General features: G+C 50.4%; 18 protein-coding genes. 3 read left to right on the plus strand and 15 right to left on the minus strand.

Annotation, left to right across the window (positions count from 1 at the left end; translation table 11 throughout):
* Positions 1–25 precede the first annotated feature (25 nt).
* From RB297_RS12745 to RB297_RS12760, 4 genes are all read right to left on the minus strand, one after another.
* Positions 26–814, minus strand: coding sequence for a response regulator transcription factor (locus tag RB297_RS12745; RefSeq protein WP_096775368.1), 789 nt, complete (start codon positions 812–814; stop codon positions 26–28).
* Entirely contained in the window at positions 789–2,582 is a 1,794-nt protein-coding gene (locus RB297_RS12750; protein WP_375120630.1) for a cache domain-containing sensor histidine kinase, read from the minus strand. The genes RB297_RS12745 and RB297_RS12750 overlap by 26 nt, the downstream gene beginning before the upstream one ends.
* Before the next feature lie 179 nt (positions 2,583–2,761).
* Positions 2,762–3,034, minus strand: a complete 273-nt coding sequence (locus RB297_RS12755; protein WP_375120631.1) for a hypothetical protein — start codon at positions 3,032–3,034, stop codon at positions 2,762–2,764.
* 278 nt (positions 3,035–3,312) lie between these two features.
* A complete protein-coding gene (locus RB297_RS12760) occupies positions 3,313–3,537 on the minus strand; it encodes a helix-turn-helix domain-containing protein (RefSeq protein WP_006208732.1) in 225 nt (74 codons plus the stop codon).
* Positions 3,538–3,826: 289 nt separating this feature from the next.
* Between RB297_RS12760 and RB297_RS12765 the strand changes: the two genes are divergently transcribed.
* From RB297_RS12765 to nagA, 3 genes are read left to right on the plus strand one after another with little or no spacing between them, the layout of a single operon-like run.
* Positions 3,827–4,702, plus strand: coding sequence for a MurR/RpiR family transcriptional regulator (locus RB297_RS12765; protein ID WP_096775365.1), 876 nt, complete (start codon positions 3,827–3,829; stop codon positions 4,700–4,702).
* Between the two features lie 3 nt (positions 4,703–4,705).
* Positions 4,706–5,434, plus strand: a complete 729-nt coding sequence (gene nagB / locus RB297_RS12770) for a glucosamine-6-phosphate deaminase (protein ID WP_096775364.1) — start codon at positions 4,706–4,708, stop codon at positions 5,432–5,434.
* The gene (gene nagA / locus RB297_RS12775; RefSeq protein ID WP_375120632.1) at positions 5,431–6,618 is read left to right on the plus strand and encodes an N-acetylglucosamine-6-phosphate deacetylase; all 1,188 of its coding nucleotides are present in this window, start codon (positions 5,431–5,433) and stop codon (positions 6,616–6,618) included. The genes nagB and nagA overlap by 4 nt, the downstream gene beginning before the upstream one ends.
* A gap of 95 nt (positions 6,619–6,713) precedes the next feature.
* On the opposite strand, the gene RB297_RS12780 is transcribed toward nagA, so the two are convergent.
* The 11 genes from RB297_RS12780 to RB297_RS12830 all read right to left on the minus strand — a co-directional run bounded on the left by RB297_RS12780 (position 6,714) and on the right by RB297_RS12830 (position 18,142).
* Positions 6,714–7,784, minus strand: a complete 1,071-nt coding sequence (locus RB297_RS12780; RefSeq protein ID WP_375120633.1) for a sporulation protein — start codon at positions 7,782–7,784, stop codon at positions 6,714–6,716.
* A gap of 183 nt (positions 7,785–7,967) precedes the next feature.
* Positions 7,968–8,954 (minus strand): dTDP-glucose 4,6-dehydratase, encoded by a 987-nt coding sequence (gene rfbB / locus RB297_RS12785; protein ID WP_096775361.1) that lies wholly within the window; start codon positions 8,952–8,954, stop codon positions 7,968–7,970.
* Between the two features lie 6 nt (positions 8,955–8,960).
* Complete coding sequence (gene rfbC / locus RB297_RS12790) at positions 8,961–9,518, minus strand: dTDP-4-dehydrorhamnose 3,5-epimerase (protein WP_375120634.1); 558 nt, start codon at positions 9,516–9,518, stop codon at positions 8,961–8,963.
* A gap of 171 nt (positions 9,519–9,689) precedes the next feature.
* Positions 9,690–10,865, minus strand: a complete 1,176-nt coding sequence (locus RB297_RS12795; protein WP_096775359.1) for an ATP-grasp domain-containing protein — start codon at positions 10,863–10,865, stop codon at positions 9,690–9,692.
* On the minus strand, positions 10,862–12,013 hold the full coding sequence (locus tag RB297_RS12800) for a DegT/DnrJ/EryC1/StrS family aminotransferase (RefSeq protein WP_375120635.1): 1,152 nt from the start codon (positions 12,011–12,013) through the stop codon (positions 10,862–10,864). The genes RB297_RS12795 and RB297_RS12800 overlap by 4 nt, the downstream gene beginning before the upstream one ends.
* A 9-nt stretch (positions 12,014–12,022) precedes the next feature.
* Complete coding sequence (locus RB297_RS12805; protein WP_096775357.1) at positions 12,023–13,060, minus strand: glycosyltransferase family protein; 1,038 nt, start codon at positions 13,058–13,060, stop codon at positions 12,023–12,025.
* A gap of 22 nt (positions 13,061–13,082) precedes the next feature.
* A complete protein-coding gene (locus RB297_RS12810; RefSeq protein ID WP_375120636.1) occupies positions 13,083–14,285 on the minus strand; it encodes a glycosyltransferase in 1,203 nt (400 codons plus the stop codon).
* Position 14,286: 1 nt separating this feature from the next.
* Complete coding sequence (locus RB297_RS12815; protein ID WP_041621943.1) at positions 14,287–14,550, minus strand: hypothetical protein; 264 nt, start codon at positions 14,548–14,550, stop codon at positions 14,287–14,289.
* A gap of 22 nt (positions 14,551–14,572) precedes the next feature.
* A complete protein-coding gene (locus RB297_RS12820; protein WP_375120637.1) occupies positions 14,573–15,907 on the minus strand; it encodes a glycosyltransferase family 2 protein in 1,335 nt (444 codons plus the stop codon).
* Positions 15,904–16,668, minus strand: a complete 765-nt coding sequence (locus RB297_RS12825) for a GT-D fold domain-containing protein (protein WP_255250584.1) — start codon at positions 16,666–16,668, stop codon at positions 15,904–15,906. Before RB297_RS12825 ends, RB297_RS12820 begins: the two co-directional genes overlap by 4 nt.
* A 346-nt stretch (positions 16,669–17,014) precedes the next feature.
* A complete protein-coding gene (locus RB297_RS12830) occupies positions 17,015–18,142 on the minus strand; it encodes a CgeB family protein (protein WP_096775353.1) in 1,128 nt (375 codons plus the stop codon).
* Between the last annotated feature and the right edge of the window lie 12 nt (positions 18,143–18,154).

Raw genomic sequence — 18,154 nt, forward strand, 5'->3', positions numbered from 1 at the left:
ATAATGATTGGGACTAATTCCACTTTTATTGGATTTCCTCTCCGTTATCGGATACGCTTTGGCGATATTGGCTCGGGCTTACTTCCTCAAGGTCCCGGAACACTTTCACGAAATATTTCGCCGTCTGGTATCCGACCTTCTCCGCAATTTCCGAGATCGGCAGCGGCGTCCCCGCCAGCAGTTCCTTGGCCCGCTGCACCCTGCGGCGCGTCAGATACTCGCTGAACGTGAGCCCGGTCTGCTCTTTGAACAGCACGCTGAAATAACTGGAATTCAGATGAAGCACCTCCGCCACTTCCTTCAGCGATACCGGTTCCTGAAGATGCTGATCCACGTACTTCAGAGCTTCCTGCACCTGGACGCTGTATCCCTTATCCTGCTGCGCCGCCTCCAGCAGCTTGGGGTCGACCAGTTTCTCCATCCGCTCAATCCGATCGATCTTTTCCCGCCGTTCCAGCGCCGATTCAACCGCGGTTACCAGCTTCCGCTTATCCAGCGGCTTCAGCAGATAATCCACGACCCCGTATTGCAGCGCTTTGCGGGCATAGTCGAACTCCGAGTAGCCGGATATGACGATAATGACTGGCGGATGCTCCAGTTCATGCAATCGCTCAATCAGCTCCAGCCCCCCGATTTCCGGCATGCGGATATCCGTTACCACCAGATGCGCCACCTGCTCCTGCAGCCACTCCAGCGCGTCTACGCCGCTTGCAGCCGTCACGATTTTGCATCGGCCGGACGACCACGCCTCCAGGGTCTTTCTTACCCCTTCCCTCGTTCTTGGTTCATCATCCACGATCAGTATCGTTTTCATGCTTTTCCCCCTCCCCGTCGATAGCCGGGAAATCGTTCGGTATTTGAAATGAAATGGTCGTCCCCTGACCGACCACGCTGTGAATGCGCAGGCCGGCCTGCTCGGAAGCGTAATACAGCCGGATTCTCTGCTCGACATTGGCTAGGCCGACGCCGCTTTTTTTAGCGGATTCCGCATACCCTTTTTCCATGGAGGAATATAACGAGGCTACGGTCTCCTCGTCCATCCCGGGCCCGTCATCGGCAATCGAAACAACCGTGTAGCCCGGTTGATCGGAGGCTTGCGCGCGCACAATGACGGTGCCTGGCCCCAGTCGCTGCTCAACGCCGTGCAGGATCGCATTTTCCACGATCGGCTGGATCAGCAGCTTCGGAATCGGCACGTTCTTGCTGGCTTCGTCCGCCTCGATTCTCCAGGATAACCGGTCGAGCATCCGCATTTTCATAATCATCAAATAACGTTCGGCATGATCCAGCTCGTCCCGCACCGATACCCATTCATCCTCGTCTTTGCGGTTGATGACGTAGCGGAATAATCCCGACATGGCGACCACGATCTGGGCCAGCTCTTCTTCGCCTTGATCGTCGAGCGCCCAGTAAAACGCTTCCAAGGTGTTAAAAAGAAAGTGCGGATTGATCTGAGCCTGCAGCGCTTTAAGCTCCGTCCGGCTCTGTATGATCTCCTTCTGGTACACGACCTCGATTAATTCGTTCAGGGAATCCACCATCTGGTTATACGAATTGTTAAGCTCATTGATCTCCATCGTCTTCGAGGTGACGGCAATGGGCTTCAGCGTTCCCAGCCTCACGCCGCGCATGGCTTTGATCAAATTCAGAATCGGCCGGATGATCATCGTCGTCAGAATAAAGCTCAAGATCAGAAACAGCAGCGCACCGACGGCTCCGGATACGATAATCGCGGTCCGCAGCACCGATATCCCTTCGGTCGTATAGTCTACTGGCGTCAGGATGACCAAATTCCAGCCCGTTGCCGCAGACTGCCTCTGTACGGCGATATAGTCCTCGTCGCCGACCGTAACGGTCTCTCCTTCGCGGTGCAGAACCGCCTTCGAATCCACCGCCGTCGCAAAATCCGACGAGATTTCATGGCCCGCCTGATCAAACAGCCCCATCGTTTCACGCGAATCGCCGCCCATGCCGCCGGCAGAATCCGTCAGCGCAAAATAGTCCTTCTCCAGCTTCACGAGGAGGTACCCGCCATGCACAAAAGAATGGTCGATCAGCCGGATTCGGCGTACCGCTACCACCACGTCCGGATCCCGGGGATCTTGGCCGAACCATACCAGCTTCCCCATGCCCTTGTCAGCCGCTATAATCCAATCGACCCCGACCCGGCTGGTCAAACTGCCTTCGTCGAGCGGGAACAGCCGCCGATAATCCGTTGTATACAATTCAAGCGACCGGATGCCCGTAGCGTATGCCTCATACTTGCGCACTTCCTGCTGCAGGGACTGCCGTTCTCCGAACGTAATCGGATGACCTGCGGTCTCCTGCGCGAGATAACGCTGAACCGTTGCGTTCGTGGACACTTGGGCCGTCAGCGTATCCACCTGCTTAAGCAGCGCATCCAACTTGCCCGTGGCCTGCACGGCCGTCTGCTGGATATGCTTTTCGGCGCTGTTGCGCAGAAGGGCGGAAACCTGGTCATATACAAAAACCCCGACTAATGCCAACACGATGATCATCACCAGCATAAACCCGAGGAAGATTTGATTCCGCAGCGTATTCAGCCTGCCAAACCTGTTCACGTTCTTACCCTCCCTTTCGCTTGGAACTGTAATTCACTATACACAATCTTGAAGAAGTTAGGGAGTCCTCGCTCATCTGCAGGGGCGGAAGCCATATGTACTTTATTACTATAAAAAGAGGAAGTGCGGGCAGGTTATTTTTCCCTCGCACTTCCTCTTATATACCGCTGAAACTTCCGCTATACGGGATACAATTCCTGATGACGACCCAGCTCCTTTTTGCAATCGGTGCACAGCCCTCTTACGGCACCGGAATCATCCGCATAAAAGGTCAACGGGCGCTTGCGGCGGCACTTGCTGCATGCTTGTCCACGCTGCCCGCTGCTCGTTCGCGTTTTGGATTTCAGCTGGATGACATTGCCCTTTCTTCCGCTCCTTCGCTTGCGTCCAAACCCAATCAATACCAAGAGGACCAAAACGGCCCCGGCCGTAATCCCGATCATCCACCCCATGTTTATTCCACCTCCGACATGTGCAGGCTATTTGTACAAAACAGCTACAAAACGAAATGCAGGTTTGCATTCCAAGCTCGACCCAAACGATCGTACTGCCTCCAATACCAACTGCGAACATTTTACCATATCTTCATTGTTAATAGAGGTTCCTGCTCATTATCCGTCACCATCGATAACCGGATTCTTGGAGCCAAAACACAAAAAAGCCTTCTCACTCCCGAGCTAACGGGAAGGAAGGCTTTCGCTGTGCTTTCGTTCATGCAACCGGCATGGTGTCAGATCTTCAACTCACCGAGTTTTATCAACTCAACGACAGCTTGCGAACGGCCCTTGACGTTTAATTTCTGCATGACATTGGAGATGTGGTTACGCACCGTCTTTTCGCTAATAAACAACTGCCCGGCGATATCGCGAGTCGTTTTGTCCTGCACAAGCAATTCAAACACTTCGCGTTCACGGTGGGTTAACAAGAACTTGCTGTTATGGTCGGTCCCCTTCAATGGTGTCACCCCTCCTTGCCCGGGTATGTGTGGTCTAACAAGGTTAAGGGATACAGTCAACTCATCTTATGTCAGATCAGGGGGGAAGGTGCGAAAGAGGCGAATAAATTGGGCGTTTGGCCCGTATCAGCGATTTTTATCCTTGCTTCCCACCGCTTGTTGGTCTATGATGGGGGTGCAAAAATTATTTTCTTCATTTTTTCATATTTTTAAAAATAATTTTCAGAACGGAATCCCATTCGTTATGCCCAGGCAATAAGCTCACCGGGAACCTTGAAGGAGGCTTGTGATGACACCAATCTTGCATATTATTTCTGTCGAAAAGGAAGGTCTGCCCCGTCAGGAACGACGGCTCGCGGAATTCATTTTGACAGCCCCATCCGAGATTGTGCATATGGGCATTAAGGATCTTGCCGATCAGTGCGAGGTCAGCGCTGCCACCGTAACCCGTTTTTGTAAGAATTTTCAGTGTAAGGGGTATCCTGATTTTAAGCTCAAGCTTGCGGCCGAGATCGCTCATGCCGAAATGGCCTCGCGCACGGGAAACACTCGCTATCAGGACATCGTGGCGGGCAACCCGCTGGCAGGGATCGTCGAGGCGATCGAATCCAATCATCTGACTTCCATCCGGGATACGACGGAGCTGCTTGATCTGGGTCAGCTGGAGCGCGCCGTGGATGCCCTGTGCCGCGCGAAACGCATCGATCTGTACGGCGTGGCGACCTCTTCCATCGTGGCGCAGGACTTTTACCAGAAGCTGATCCGGATCGGAAAAAACTGCACCGCTTTTGCGGATTCCCATATGCAGATCACGTCAGCCTCCACACTGACCTCAAGCGATGTGGCCGTTGCCGTTTCTTACTCCGGCGAAACGCCGGAGACCATCGATGCATTGGCCTGTGCCAAAGACGCCGGCGCCTTCACGATCAGCATCACCTCTTACCGGAGCAGCGCGATCTCCGCCCTCGCGGATATTACGCTGTATTCATCGTCGCTCGAGGAAGGAATGCGCCGGGGTGATATGGCTTCGCGTATCGCTCAGCTTCACATTATAGACATCCTGTTCATGGGAATGGCCAGCCGGGACTTCTCCACGTATGTCCCCCGACTGGAGCAATCATATCTTAATGTTCAAAATTATCGCAAAAGCCGAGGAGGACAATAACCAATGAATATTTACACATTCCGCGACGAAGAACAATTCGTGCAAACAGGCGCTAACCTGATTTCCAGCCTGCTGCACACCAATCCGCGCGCAACGCTGGGACTGGCTACGGGAAGCACGCCGGTTGGGCTCTATGCCAAGCTGATTGAAATGAACCGTCAGGGGCTGGTCAGCTTCGCCCAAACCACGACATATAATCTGGACGAATATGTTGGCCTTCCGGAGAATCATCCCGAGAGCTACCGCACTTTCATGAATGAGAAGTTCTTCAATCATGTCGACATCCAGTTGGATCGCACCCATGTGCCGAACGGCAATGCTGCCGATCCGGAAGCAGAATGTCTGAATTACGACAAAATGCTCGAAGAATACGGCCCGGTTGATCTTCAGCTCCTCGGCCTTGGACATAACGGACATATCGGTTTCAACGAGCCTGGCGAATCCTTAAGCGGCGGTACCCATGTGGTTGAGCTGCAAGAAAAAACACGCAACGCGAATGCAAGATTCTTCCCAACCCTGGACGATGTCCCGACGCACGCGATTACCATGGGCGTTGCTACCATCATGAAGGCCCGCCAAATTCTCCTGCTCGTTCGAGGAGAGGATAAAGCGGAAATCGTACACCGCGCATTGACGGGGCCGATTACCACAGAGTGTCCGGCATCGCTGCTTCAATGTCATCCGAACGTTGTCGTCCTTCTGGATCAAGGCGCAGGGAGACTGCTGGTATGAGCAGCGAACGCAAAGATTCGGTCCAATTGTTGTACGGTCAAGTCTTGACGCCAGACGGCTTCTGTTCAGACGGCGTGCTGGCGATCCAAGGTGAGGACATTGCTTACGCCGGCGATGTTTCCGGGCTTCCCGCCGAGCTTAAACAGGCTGCAGCGGAAGTGATCAAACAACCCGACGGCTACATTATTCCCGGATTTATTGATATCCACGTGCACGGCGGCAACGGCGAAGATTTCATGGATGCAAGTAAGGATGTCCTGGATAAAATCACGTCGTTCCACAGCTCCCAGGGAACCACGTCCATGCTCGCCACCACGATGACGGCGCCGAAGGCAGCCATCGACCACGTTCTTCGGGAAGTTAACGACTACCGCAGCCAAGGCATGCCTTATACCAAACTGGTAGGCGCACATCTGGAAGGCCCTTTCATCAGTCCGAAATGGCCAGGCGCACAAAATCCGGAGCATATCGTCCATGCCAATATCGACTGGCTGGAAGAATGGGTGTCCACATACCCGGATCTGATCCGCCAGGTGACCCTGGCACCGGAACGCGAAGGAGCGCTGGAGGCCATCTCCTGGCTCAGCAGCCACGGGATCGTGGCCGCACTGGGTCATACGGATGCCACCTACGAGGAAGTGGAGGCGGCCGTTGAGGCAGGACTGAGCCATGGCGTGCATACGTTTAATGCGATGACAGGACTGCATCACCGCAAGCCTGGCGTGGTGGGTGCGATGCTGGGCGATGATCGCCTAAGCTGCGAAATCATCGCCGACGGCATCCATGTTCACCCGGCTGCCATTCGGATTCTGGCCCGCATGAAACAGGACGGCAACCTGATTCTGATCACCGATGCGATGTCCGCTACCGGAATGGCTGACGGCGAATATACGCTTGGCGATTTGCCGGTCGTTGTCGAGAACGGCATCGCCACGCTTAAGAGCAACAGGGATAGCCTGGCTGGGAGTACGCTGACGATGATCAAAGGATTCCAGCTGCTGGTCCGAGAGGTCGGTTTGAGCATTGAGCAGGCCTCCCGGGTCGGAAGCCTGAATCCTGCCAGAAAAATCGGCATCGATGACTGCATCGGATCCCTTGAGTCCGGCAAACTTGCCGACGTCCTGGTGCTCTCCAGCGACCTGGAGCTGCAAGGCGTTTGGATTCAAGGAGTACGCAAGCATTAATCCGCTACCTTAACACGCATTTCAAATAAGCAAAGGAGCTGCCTTAGTTAGGATGACTTCAATCCTAATGGGCAGCTCCTTTTGGTATAAGGGTTTTACCGGCTGTTACGATTGCCGCCAAACCAGCCGTCGTCCGTATCGTTCTTCATCAAGTTGCCGCGGGTATCGTTCATGCCGTCGCGACCGCCGAGATTCAACGGGAAAACGCGGTTGATCCAAGAGCCGAAATCGCGCGAAAGCGTTCCAACCGTGTTCGCCGCATTCCCGTCCGTTCCAAATCGATTGGCATGCTGATAAAATTCCTCATCGGAGGAAACATAAACTTGGCTGATATGCGGAGCGGTCTTGCGAATTTTGCTCGTAATTTCCTGACGAAGGTGCTGAGGCACTTCTTCACGATTGTTGCTCATGATGCCCATATTATTATTGTAGGTCCCATAAGGAACGCCATTGATGCCTGTTCCCATGTACGTGTCGTTGGTTGCGCCGTTTGTTCCGGTAAAGGTATTGGTACGCGTGCCGTTCGTTCCCATAAGACCGTTCGTGCGCGTGCCGTTTAACGTATTATAATTGCTTCCGCCAAAGCCGCCATTGGTTGTCGTTCCGTTCACCCCGAAGCCGCGGTTATCGGCATTGCGGCCGAGGCCTGTCGTATTGTCTACCGCACGTCTGGTGTCATTGGCCATACCACGGAGAAGACCGACGCTGCCCGTGCTCGAAGTGCCGAAGGTACGGTTTCTGACATTCGTTGTATTTGTGCCGTTCATCGTGCGGTTCGTACCGTTCATCATGCCGTCAGCGGAACGATTCGCCCCAGTGCTCATGCCTGTCACGCGACCGTTGATGTTGTTGGTGTTCATGCCGTCCCTGGACAGCGAAACATAGGCATTGCGGTTCGTTACGAATACATGGGCAGATCCTACGCCGCTGATATCCGAGACTTTTTTCGACAGCGCCTTGCTGTATTTCAGGTTGGACAAGTCATGCTGCTGCGTGCTGCCGACGTTCTGGTTGTTACGTACGGAATTCACGCCGATACGGCCACCGTCCACATTGTTCGTACGAGTCGTGTTGCCGTCGTTGGCGTTACCGCACCCTGCTACTGCAGCCATACTGAGCAGCAGTGCCGTGGAGACGGTCAGGTTGAGGGCTTTGGATTTAATCATGATTCATCCTCCATCTCTATAATGAATGTAATAACATCGTATAGGATGACCTCGGGACAAAGGCGGTATGCTGAAAGGTTTTAACATGGAGAAAAATGCGCTACAGGCCATTTATGCACAAAAAACGCCGATGGAATCATCGGCGATCATTTTAACTAATCCATTCAATTAAAGAAGTCCTTCTTAATGACCGCTATCTGCTGACTTTTCAAGCACTTGTTCCACCCAAGCCAGGTTCTTCTGATACCATCGAATCGTCTCACGAATGCCGCTTTCGTAATGATATTGCGGAGTCCAACCGAGTTCCTTCCTTATCTTATCTGCATTTATCGCATAGCGGCGATCATGTCCGGGACGATCTTGGATATGCCGAATCAAGGTTTCGGGTTTGTTCAGTTCAGACAGGATCGTTCGAATAACCTGCAAATTATTCCGTTCATTATGTCCTCCGATATTATATATTTCGCCGGCGGCTCCATGACGCAATACCAGATCAACAGCTCGACAATGATCTTCCACGTACAGCCAATCGCGAACGTTCAAACCGTCGCCGTATACCGGAAGGGGCTTGTTATGCAAAGCATTGTAAATGATTAGCGGTATTAGCTTTTCAGGATACTGATATGGGCCGTAATTGTTTGAACAGCGCGTGATATTGATCGGCAATCCAAACGTCTCATAATAAGCTCGAACCATCAAATCGGCGCCTGCTTTGCTTGCAGAATACGGACTGTTCGGTTGAAGCGTTGATTCTTCGGTAAATAGGCCAGTGGCTCCCAGCGTTCCATAGACTTCATCAGTAGAGACCTGGACAAACTTGCCGACTCCATACTGCCTCGACAGGTCGAGGAGCGTCTGAGTTCCTGCCACATTCGTCAAGACAAACAATTCAGGCTGCAAAATGCTGCGGTCGACATGGGATTCAGCCGCAAAATTAACGACCGCATCAACCCCCTCCTTAAAGAGAGGTTCTAAAGCTGCACGGTCTCTGATATCCGCTTTCACAAAACGATATTTAGGATTCGTCCGTACTTCGCTCAGATTTCCTGAATTGCCGGCATACGTTAGTTTATCCACATTAATAAATTCGTCATTCGGATGTTGAGACAGCATATATCGTATAAAGTTACTGCCTATAAATCCCGCACCGCCTGTGACAACGATCTTCATGCGATCTCACCCCTCGTATATATAGTTATTTTCTGCCAAATCCAATCGAGGATGCTTTGAATCTTTGTCTGAGAGAACAGGTTTGTTCACAGGCCAATCGATATTGAGATCCGGATCGTTCCAGGCTATTCCTCGATCATGCTCTGGCGAATAATAGGCATCGACCTTGTATATGACCTCCGTATCGTGAACAAGGGTACAAAAACCATGAGCAAATCCTTTGGGAACGAGAAGTTGAATGAAATTGGCTGCGGATAAGATAAAACCTTGCCATTGTCCATAGGTAGGGGAGCCCGACCGAATATCAACGACCACATCATAGATCGCCCCGCTTACAACGCGGATCAATTTCGTCTGTCCCTCGGGAGACAGTTGGTAATGCAGCCCTCTAATAACACCTGCCTCACGTGACATCGAGTGATTGTCCTGAATAAAATGGTCGTTAATGCCGCATCCTTTAAGAACTCGATCATTGAAACTTTCCATAAAAAATCCCCGATGGTCTTGGTGAACGGTCGGTTCAATCCGTTTCACGCCTTGGAGCTTTGTATCCGTGATTTTCATCTGCTGCCTCCGGTACATGGATTTGAGAGAGCTTTACCGAAAAGATCGGTTGCCGCTCTCTCGATTATTTATATGTCTAATCCCCAATTAGGTTATAGGCAATAACGCTCCCCAATGCAAAAATCCCGATCGCCGCTGCAGATCGAGATTTCGCAATGATATATATAAGATCTAACCTAAATCGATTCTTATCTTCTCTTTAACTTCTTCCAGCAGGCTCAGCACTTCTTCCAAACGGTCCCCTTTCACGATGATCTGGCCGATTCGGTCAGTGCCAACCCTGAATTTATTTACCTTCTCACCTATATGATAATCAAATGATATTTGAATAATATTCTCATGCAGTTCATTTCCGTTCTCAAGTCCAGTAATATCCCCATCTTTATCGGAGATCAGTAATTCACACGCACAAGGCTGTGAAGTATGAGAGGGAAATGACGGATTCATGCGAAGAGCAGCCTTGATGATCTGCTCATAGTAATCGAATCCATAGAAAGTGGACACCAGTTCGGGCAAACATGTAGCTCCTGCTCTGCCTCCGATTTCAAGTACATACACATGCCCGTCTTTCAAAATAAAATCCGCATTGATTGCGCAATGATTTAATTCCAGCGCTTCGATACTTTGTTTCAACTGGGAAAACAGATCTTGCTGCACTTCTTCGGGCAATTCATATGGGACATAATGACCGATGGGAACACCGGTATCCCCATAAAAGACGAAATCCCCGTGCGGCATGATGAATTGAATTTGGTTATCGTAGACGAATGCCTGTGCGCCAAACTCGGTTCCTTCAATAAACTCTTCAACGATGAAAAAATCCAGTTTCGTATCCTTGCGCACGGTTTCAAATGCGTATTCCACATGGGCCATATCGGCAACCTTCACAATGCCCTTGCTTGCTCCCCCGTCCACTGCCTTAAAGATAAGCGGCGGCGACAATACTTCGAAAGCGCTGTAAGCTTCCTGCAAGGTTTGGACTTTCAGAAATCGTGCCGTTCGTACGCCATGTTTCATAAAAGCCTGTTTCATCTTCCATTTATTGGAGGAGAGTAGAGCGGATTCATAACTCAATCCGCTTACTCCCAATTCATCCACGACTCTGCCGATCGACTTGACGGCCACGTCCGTACCCGTTGTACAGATTCCATGAATTCCTTCATGCCGGGCGATTTCGACAATCCTATCCATATGGGTCGTATCCTCGTAGTAAACCTTGTCTGCCTTGGCAAACCCGGGATAGTTTCCTTGACGGCTCACCACAATAACGTATAATCCCATTCTTTTCGCGGTTTCAATTAATGGGAGCTGGGAGATTCCCGCACCTAGAACCAACAGTTTTCTCATGGCTTAAACTCCCTTATACGGGTTATGATCCGATCCAAGTCCTCCTCCGTAATGTTCGGATGAATAGGAAGGGTCAGAATTCTTTTCCAGATCTCCGAGGAGAGCGGCACGATCGCTTTGAGATGCAGGTAGCTCGGATGCAGATGGCACGGATAATAATGGACGCCCGTCGCGATATTGTGTTCCTGCAAGTGTCCAATCATACGGTCCCTCTGGCTTTCCTTGCTGAATTTAACCTGGAACAAATGCCAGGAGCTTTGAGCATACGGCTGTTCATGAGGAAGTTCCAGCCATTCCAAATCCTTCAGTTCGGATTGGTAACGGGCCGCTATTTCTTTTCGTCTCCCGTTCAATTGGCTTAGCTTATTTAACTGAACGAGCCCGATGGCAGCCTGCATGTCGTTCATATGATATTTGTATCCTACGTCATCAACGAAATACTGCCATGCATACACCTTCTCATGTGACGATCGTATCCACGTATCGCGGGAAATGCCTACCCACCTCTTCTCACGCAGCTTACGGTTCATCCACTCGGTATTGCAGGTGATTGCGCCGCCTTCACCACTCGTCAAATTTTTGACGGCATGAAAGCTGAAGCAGGTAATATCGCTGATGGAGCCGATCTTTTTGCCTTTATATTCCGCGCCGCATGCATGCGCAGCATCTTCTACTACCTTGATTCCATTGGCATGCGCCAACTCATGGATGGTATCCATATCGCAGGGATGCCCGCCCATGTGAACGACGATAATTGCCTTGGTTTTATCTGTTATCTTCCGCTTGATATCTTCCGGCGATATGTTCATCGTATCGGGTTCAATATCCGCAAAAACCGGCGTTGCTCCCACATAGCTAACCGCATGGACAGTGGATATGAACGTGATGGAAGGCACGATGACCTCGTCACCCGGCCCAATACCCAAAATGTCCATGGCCAGATGGAGCGCGGCCGTACCAGAATTGAGCGCAACCGCGAAACGGCTGCCGACATACTTGGCAAATTCCTGCTCGAACTGTTCCGTTTTGGGGCCAAGTCCAAGCCATCCTGACCGTAAAACATCTGCCACCGCGTCGATCTCCTCTTGACCTATACTCGGTTGAAGAACGGGTATCAGCTTATGGTCCAAGTGAACCTCTCCTTTCATAATCCCACGTTATTCCGACATTAGAATTTGTGAACGCCATCGTTCGGCGCAAGCTTCCACTGAAAAATTCGCCCATGCTACTTGTTCCGCACGCTCCGCGATGCTCTGCCGTAGTTCCGGCTGTTCGATCAGTTGGACCATGGCTTCGTACCAATCATCGCTCTCACCGGATACAATCAGGCCGTTTTCCTTTCCGGCAACCCATTCATCGTAGGCCGGAGAAGATGTATAGATGCCCGGAATCCTGCAAGCGGAATATTCGCGAAATTTATTGTTGCTTTTGCAATCATGCAGCAGCGTTCGCTCCAACGGCGCTAACCCGATATCCCAGTTGGAACGGTAAAGGCGCTTCAGAAAGTTTTTATAGTTCTCATCGTAGGATTCCGTAAACACCTGCGGCTTCTCCCTGAGTTCATCGGGAACATACCCGCAGAACTCGATTCTGAGTTTATCCCCGTACTTCCCAATGATTTTATGCAATGCCCCGATAACAGGTTCAAAAGCCACTTGTTTTTTTCCGCCTTCATACCCGATTACGACTTTCCCTTCTTCTTTCCGGTTCTTTTTCAAACCGGAAAAAACGGAGAAATCAACGCTTCCCGGAAAATAGATTATTTTTTGGGGACTAAAATGCGTTTCAAGATGTTTGGCAAAAAAACTGGAAGCAACCTTTACGCTTTGGGCGTTTTTCAGAAATTTAACATACGTCTTTCTTCGTGAAGAATCATGGTAATATCGTCCCATATCCGAGCCCGGAGACATCGCGATAAAATGGTCGTCGATCACGTACACCGTTCTTTTTCCCATCTCCCGGGCCATCTCCAGATACTTATAAGCTTCGGGCTGAACCGTTCGGAAGAAGAGGACGATATCCGCTTCAGCCAGCCTTGATCTGTCCATCTCATCATCGGATCTGACGTCAAAGTCGCAAACTCCCATCTTCTCCAGATGGCGGAGGGGCTGCTCAATGCCGATTTTATAGGAAGCGATTTTTTCCGATCCGACGATGAGTACGTTTATATCCCCTCTTTTCCCTCTTTTCCCCATGTTCCCGCTCTCTCCCCCGATTTTACGTTTTGAATATAAATTTCTTCCAATTATCGATGCATGTCTGTAGCGAAAAATGCTGCCGGGCTGCCCTATGCGCATTCTCCTTGATTCTCTGCCGCATCGTCGGATCTTCAATCATGGCCTTGATTCCCTCATACCAATGCTGCTCGGTATGCTCAACCAAGTAGCCGGTTTCGCCCTGCTCGACCCAATGCGTATAAACAGGAGACTTCGAGTATATGCCCGGGATGCCGCAGGCACCGTATTCACGGAATTTGGTATTCGTTTTCCCCTTGTTAAATGAATTGTTGGCAAGCGGCGCTATCCCGATGTTCCAGTTGCTCTTATTAAGCTTTTTCATAAACTCCTTGTATTCCATCCCCCCGCCTTCATATTTGACGCTTGGATGATCAGCCAGCGAAGGCGGAAGGTAGCCGTAAAATTCCAATCTCACGAATCCCCCGTAATAATCCAAAATTTTGTTCAACGCTGAAATGACGGGAACGAAATCTTCCTCTTTGTCCCCTCCTGCATAACCGATAACCACTTGCCCCTGATCCTTAACCGACTTCTCGTTCTGGTCCAGCCACTCGAAATCGATGCTGGCAGGGAAGTAAATCACGTGTCTATTGTACCGCTCATGAATATAGGTGCCGAGATCAGGTGCATCGACTTTAATGATTTGCGTGTTTTTCAAAAACTTAATAAACGTCTCTCGACGGATCGGATCGTTATAATATTCGCCCACCGGAGTGGTTGGCTGAATCTCCAGGAAATTATCGTCAATAACATAGACCGTCCTTTTATTCAGCTGATGAGCCAGCTCTAGTAATGCATAGGCCGCCGGTTCCACATTACGAACGAATACAATCGTGTTCGCGGCCGCAATCATTTCGTGGGTCACGTCGGTTTCCAGTTTCACGTCGAATTGCAGGTTCTCTTGTTTATTCAGCGTTTGGAGGGGCTGGATAACGCCGATTTCAAGCGACGGTATCATGCCTGCCGCGATAACCAGAACGTCCATCTTGGGCAGGGCCGTCTCGATGACGGCAACAGCGTGTTGGGACCTTTTCTGGGCATCGGCGCGCCCTTGAGCGAGCCCTTCCTCTTTTCCCCGCTGGAAACCGTCTAAACTGCCCTTTTGATATGCGCTAAGACGAACAGGATGGTGTTTTCGTTTTCCAGCTCGCTTTCGAGGCCTTATTTTTTTTCTTAAAGCCATCTTATCCTTCTCCTTTATAAGCTTCTTGATGACCGGCCTCCATACCCTCCGCATAACCAACGTTAAATCCTTCGTTATACGCTTTATCAAACCCCGCATCATAGGATTGATTGTATTCGGCAGCCGTTTGTCGAGGAGCTATTCTTCCTGGACCTTTTCTTCTCTTTCCCCCAAAAACTCGATTCGCCCCCTTCCCTCTTAAGCCTCTTCCACGGATTCCTTTTCTCTTCAACGCAGCACCGCCATTTTTTTTCCTTGCTCTCATCCGTCTCACCCTTTTCTCTTAATTAAATGTTATCCGCCTTGATCACCGGAGGAGAAATGATTGGAATTTCCTCCCCATGTTGCTGGATTTCGTGCTCGTTCACTAGCAGCGGCTCGTAAAAATCAAGGCGCCAAGCCGCTAAGACGAGCCGATTCAGGAATCGCTGCAGCCGATTCCCCTTGTACTGATAAACGCTGCCGTTCTTATGCTTGATCAGTTTGCCTTCTTGCTCCCAAGATTCCGTGGATGGAAAATACACAGTCCTCATACGCCCAACGGCTTCCTCCGCAGCCATGGGATCCCCAAGCGGCCAGCAGCGGAGATCAACCTGTGAAACCCGTACTGCCTGAATGCCGACGGCTCCATGAACCGGGTGCCTGATTCCGTTCTCAATCCAATAGATTACCGAGTCTGCCCCTGTCACGAAGACACACGTCGGATACATATCAACGGTCCGCAGCTTCATGTCCCGGTTCAAGCTCCGCTGCCACTTCAGGGACAACATCTCTTGAGGATCTTCCCACTTGCTGGAGTAGAAAGTAAGATTATTCGCATACACTTGTTCGAATCTGGAATTTAACGTCTTCATGCTGACGCTGCCATAATGGTGAATAAACGTATCCTTGGCGATAATGAGCTGCATTCCAAGAAGACGGGCACGCAGCCCATAATCGTCATCTTCACAGTTGCCGATCTCAAAGCCCTCGTCAAAAAAACCCAATCGGTAAAAATCATCACGCCGGATCAACATGCAAAAACCTGTCAAGCGTTCTGTAACGGTCCAGCTGTGCGCATTAGAGTGATTGTATGATTTGGAGAATTGCTGCATCTCGGCGATATCGTGGTAGCTGACATGAATAAGTTGCTCTCCGCTGATATAATTTGTCACCGGACCGACAATCCCGAACTGCGGGTCGCTGTGCAGACAGACGAGCAAATTCGAGAGCCAGTTGGTCGTTACAACGGAATCATTATTTAAGATCATCAACGTTGTTCCTTTTGCCATCATCAGTCCCTGATTTACAGCCCCTGCAAAGCCTAAATTTTCTTCATTGATTCGATAGCGGAGCCCTTGGGAAGATTTGAGGAATTCCGCAGTTCCGTCATCGGATGCATTATCAATAATAATGAGTTCATACGGGGTGCCGGTATATTGAGCGATACTTTCAATGCATTCTTTTAAATAAGGAAGCTGATTATAGGTCGGTATAATGATACTTGTACCCTCAAAAACATTCCTGAATTGGGATATTCCCATATGCCGCCCCCGGCTGTATCCATCCTTGTAGCCGGAATGGAAGCCTTTGTTAAACCCGTCGTTGTAACCGTCCGTTTTATGATGGCTGATGCGGTTCATAAGGTTGCTTCCCCGCTTGCTAAGGAATCAGCCAGATGCCCGAAATCGATAGCGACCTTTCCGAGCTCGGAGGCAATTCGCTCTGTAATGATAACAGCCGGAATGCCGGCACCCACCAGCGCGATGTCGAATGGATGCCCTCGAATTTCATCCATGATTCTGGGAATATCGTGGATTCCTTCCACGGGGGCGACCGTGCCCGCCACCTTGATTCCGCGGCCTGACAGCACCCGTGAAAGACCGGGAGCGGAATTGCCCACCACGAGAACTCGACGTCCTGCAAGGATCCCTCCCAGTAAACCTTCCAAATGCAATGCATAGTTGACCGTCGATAACGTTAGTTGCAACTTTCGATAATCAATGCCATGGGCTCTAAAAACAGAAAAGCCCAGTGGTTGAAAGTTCGGCAATCTTAGTTTGGGAATGCCAACGATATCGGCCTTTCTCACGGAGGCTGCCAACATATCTCTTGCTTTTAGATCAGGTAAACGAACACCGGCATAACTTAAAAAATGTCCTTCTTTGCGCACTTCGTCCATGTTCAAAACCAACTCCTGCGCAAGCGTAAGCAGTTCCCCATCCCCTAAGCGGATAACGGACAACGGGGAGCTTGAATCCAAAGCTTCGTTAAGCCTCCTTGCGACCTCCGCCGCGCTTAGAAGACGATAATACCGAGAACTCATTTGCTCCATACCAGCTTCGATAATCTGGCGAACCGAAATTTCAGGAAGAATCTCTAGCTCCGGGAGTATCGAGTCCACGATCCCTTCTCCTCCTTCATATAATCCCTTCGAGTAGTCCTCTCCCGAGCTGGGTTTAACCATCGTTTCGGGTTCCGAATGCTGCGACCTCATCATCGCCTGGTCGTAGCCGGTATCAAAGCCTTCATTAAACGAAGCTGCCGCTTGCTCCAGCAATTTCTGGGTACAGTCGCTTGGCGTTTGGCCTTTTGTTCTCTGAAGAATAACTTTTCGCTTATGTCGCCTCTTTACCGGCCTGTGTCTTCTTTTCTCTAAGTGCTGCCGTATGATGATCACCCCGTCTTACGCACAATATATTCTTTGGAACTCATTAGGAAACGGGTATAACAATCCAATTTGGCTTGACTCAAGGAAAAATGATACGAAGCATCGTGCTCAATCGTTTATGGTAGGTATGATCCTTTCTCGTTCTCATCAAGCCGTTTAAAGCAATTCGCTGTCGCTCTTCCTCATGACGCAAGTAATAGTCGATTTTATCCATCAGTTCATCATAAGAGCCGTAGGTTTCTATTTCCGTACCAGGGGAATATAACTGATCCATATCGTGGCGGATATCCGATAACTGAAGCGTGCCGCAGCCGGATATTTCAAACGTGCGGGGATTGACGGAAAGCGCCTTTACCTTTCTGCTGTTGGCGTTGATTGTATCGTCATCGGAAGAACGGTGATGGTTGATGACGATCTTGGCTCCATTGTAGTACGTTGCCGTGTCCTCCGGCGTCATCCAATCGCCGAGCTTAATCTTGTCGGACAGCTGGGCGTAATGTTTCATCCGGTCCCACCACCATCCGGAAATGACGACTTTTTTATTATTCAATATCGGGGCCAGATGATCCATTAACTCCACTCTGTTCCAATAGGCCGTTCCGATAAAACAAATATCGGTCTGATTGGAGGTCGGCACATGCTTCGGATAAAATACGTTCGGATTGACTGCAAAAGGCAAGTAATACACATGCTGACAACCTAAATCGCGATAAAATGATACGCAGTTGGATTCAAGCGTAAAGATATAATCGTAACGGAGAGCGATCGAAACCGTCCAGTCCGTATAGTACGGGTCATCCGTAAACCAAATGGCCGTTTTAAATCCGCTATCCCGGAGCGATTTGAGCGTATCGGCTTCCAAAACGACACCGTTTAAAGCAAGTACTAGGTCCGGCTGGAATTTCTTAGCCAAAAGGACGATATCTTCTGAAGGGCTCGCAACCGAGAGACTTCGAACCAGTCCCTTTAATGCGTCAGTCACCGCCTGATCCAGCGCAGGATAAGGAACGCCAATGCCTGCAGTGACATAAAGAATACGGAGATCGCGGACCTGCTCCTCTTCCTTGGGTAAGGACCTTATTACCGCATCGGAAAAACCGAGCCTGTATCCCTCTCTCCGTCCCACGGAATAACCTTTTCTGTATCCTTCCAGCTGGGCGGATTGCTCTCCCCCCTGAAGCAGCAAATGCTCATTCATTGTTCTCATGCGGTCAGGCCT

It is taken from the genome of Paenibacillus sp. CR_12 (genome assembly GCF_041953985.1).
Classification (GTDB): domain Bacteria; phylum Bacillota; class Bacilli; order Paenibacillales; family Paenibacillaceae; genus Paenibacillus_AQ; species Paenibacillus_AQ lautus_A.

Coding starts and splice junctions, on each gene's coding strand:
- RB297_RS12745 (WP_096775368.1), bottom strand. CDS start 814: ATGAAAACGATACTGATCGTGGATGATGAACCAAGAACGAGGGAAGGG.
- RB297_RS12755 (WP_375120631.1), bottom strand. CDS start 3,034: ATGGGGTGGATGATCGGGATTACGGCCGGGGCCGTTTTGGTCCTCTTG.
- RB297_RS12765 (WP_096775365.1), top strand. CDS start 3,827: ATGACACCAATCTTGCATATTATTTCTGTCGAAAAGGAAGGTCTGCCC.
- nagB (WP_096775364.1), top strand. CDS start 4,706: ATGAATATTTACACATTCCGCGACGAAGAACAATTCGTGCAAACAGGC.
- nagA (WP_375120632.1), top strand. CDS start 5,431: ATGAGCAGCGAACGCAAAGATTCGGTCCAATTGTTGTACGGTCAAGTC.
- RB297_RS12780 (WP_375120633.1), bottom strand. CDS start 7,784: ATGATTAAATCCAAAGCCCTCAACCTGACCGTCTCCACGGCACTGCTG.
- rfbB (WP_096775361.1), bottom strand. CDS start 8,954: ATGAAGATCGTTGTCACAGGCGGTGCGGGATTTATAGGCAGTAACTTT.
- rfbC (WP_375120634.1), bottom strand. CDS start 9,518: ATGAAAATCACGGATACAAAGCTCCAAGGCGTGAAACGGATTGAACCG.
- RB297_RS12795 (WP_096775359.1), bottom strand. CDS start 10,865: ATGAGAAAACTGTTGGTTCTAGGTGCGGGAATCTCCCAGCTCCCATTA.
- RB297_RS12800 (WP_375120635.1), bottom strand. CDS start 12,013: ATGAAAGGAGAGGTTCACTTGGACCATAAGCTGATACCCGTTCTTCAA.
- RB297_RS12805 (WP_096775357.1), bottom strand. CDS start 13,060: ATGGGGAAAAGAGGGAAAAGAGGGGATATAAACGTACTCATCGTCGGA.
- RB297_RS12810 (WP_375120636.1), bottom strand. CDS start 14,285: ATGGCTTTAAGAAAAAAAATAAGGCCTCGAAAGCGAGCTGGAAAACGA.
- RB297_RS12815 (WP_041621943.1), bottom strand. CDS start 14,550: ATGAGAGCAAGGAAAAAAAATGGCGGTGCTGCGTTGAAGAGAAAAGGA.
- RB297_RS12820 (WP_375120637.1), bottom strand. CDS start 15,907: ATGAACCGCATCAGCCATCATAAAACGGACGGTTACAACGACGGGTTT.
- RB297_RS12830 (WP_096775353.1), bottom strand. CDS start 18,142: ATGAGAACAATGAATGAGCATTTGCTGCTTCAGGGGGGAGAGCAATCC.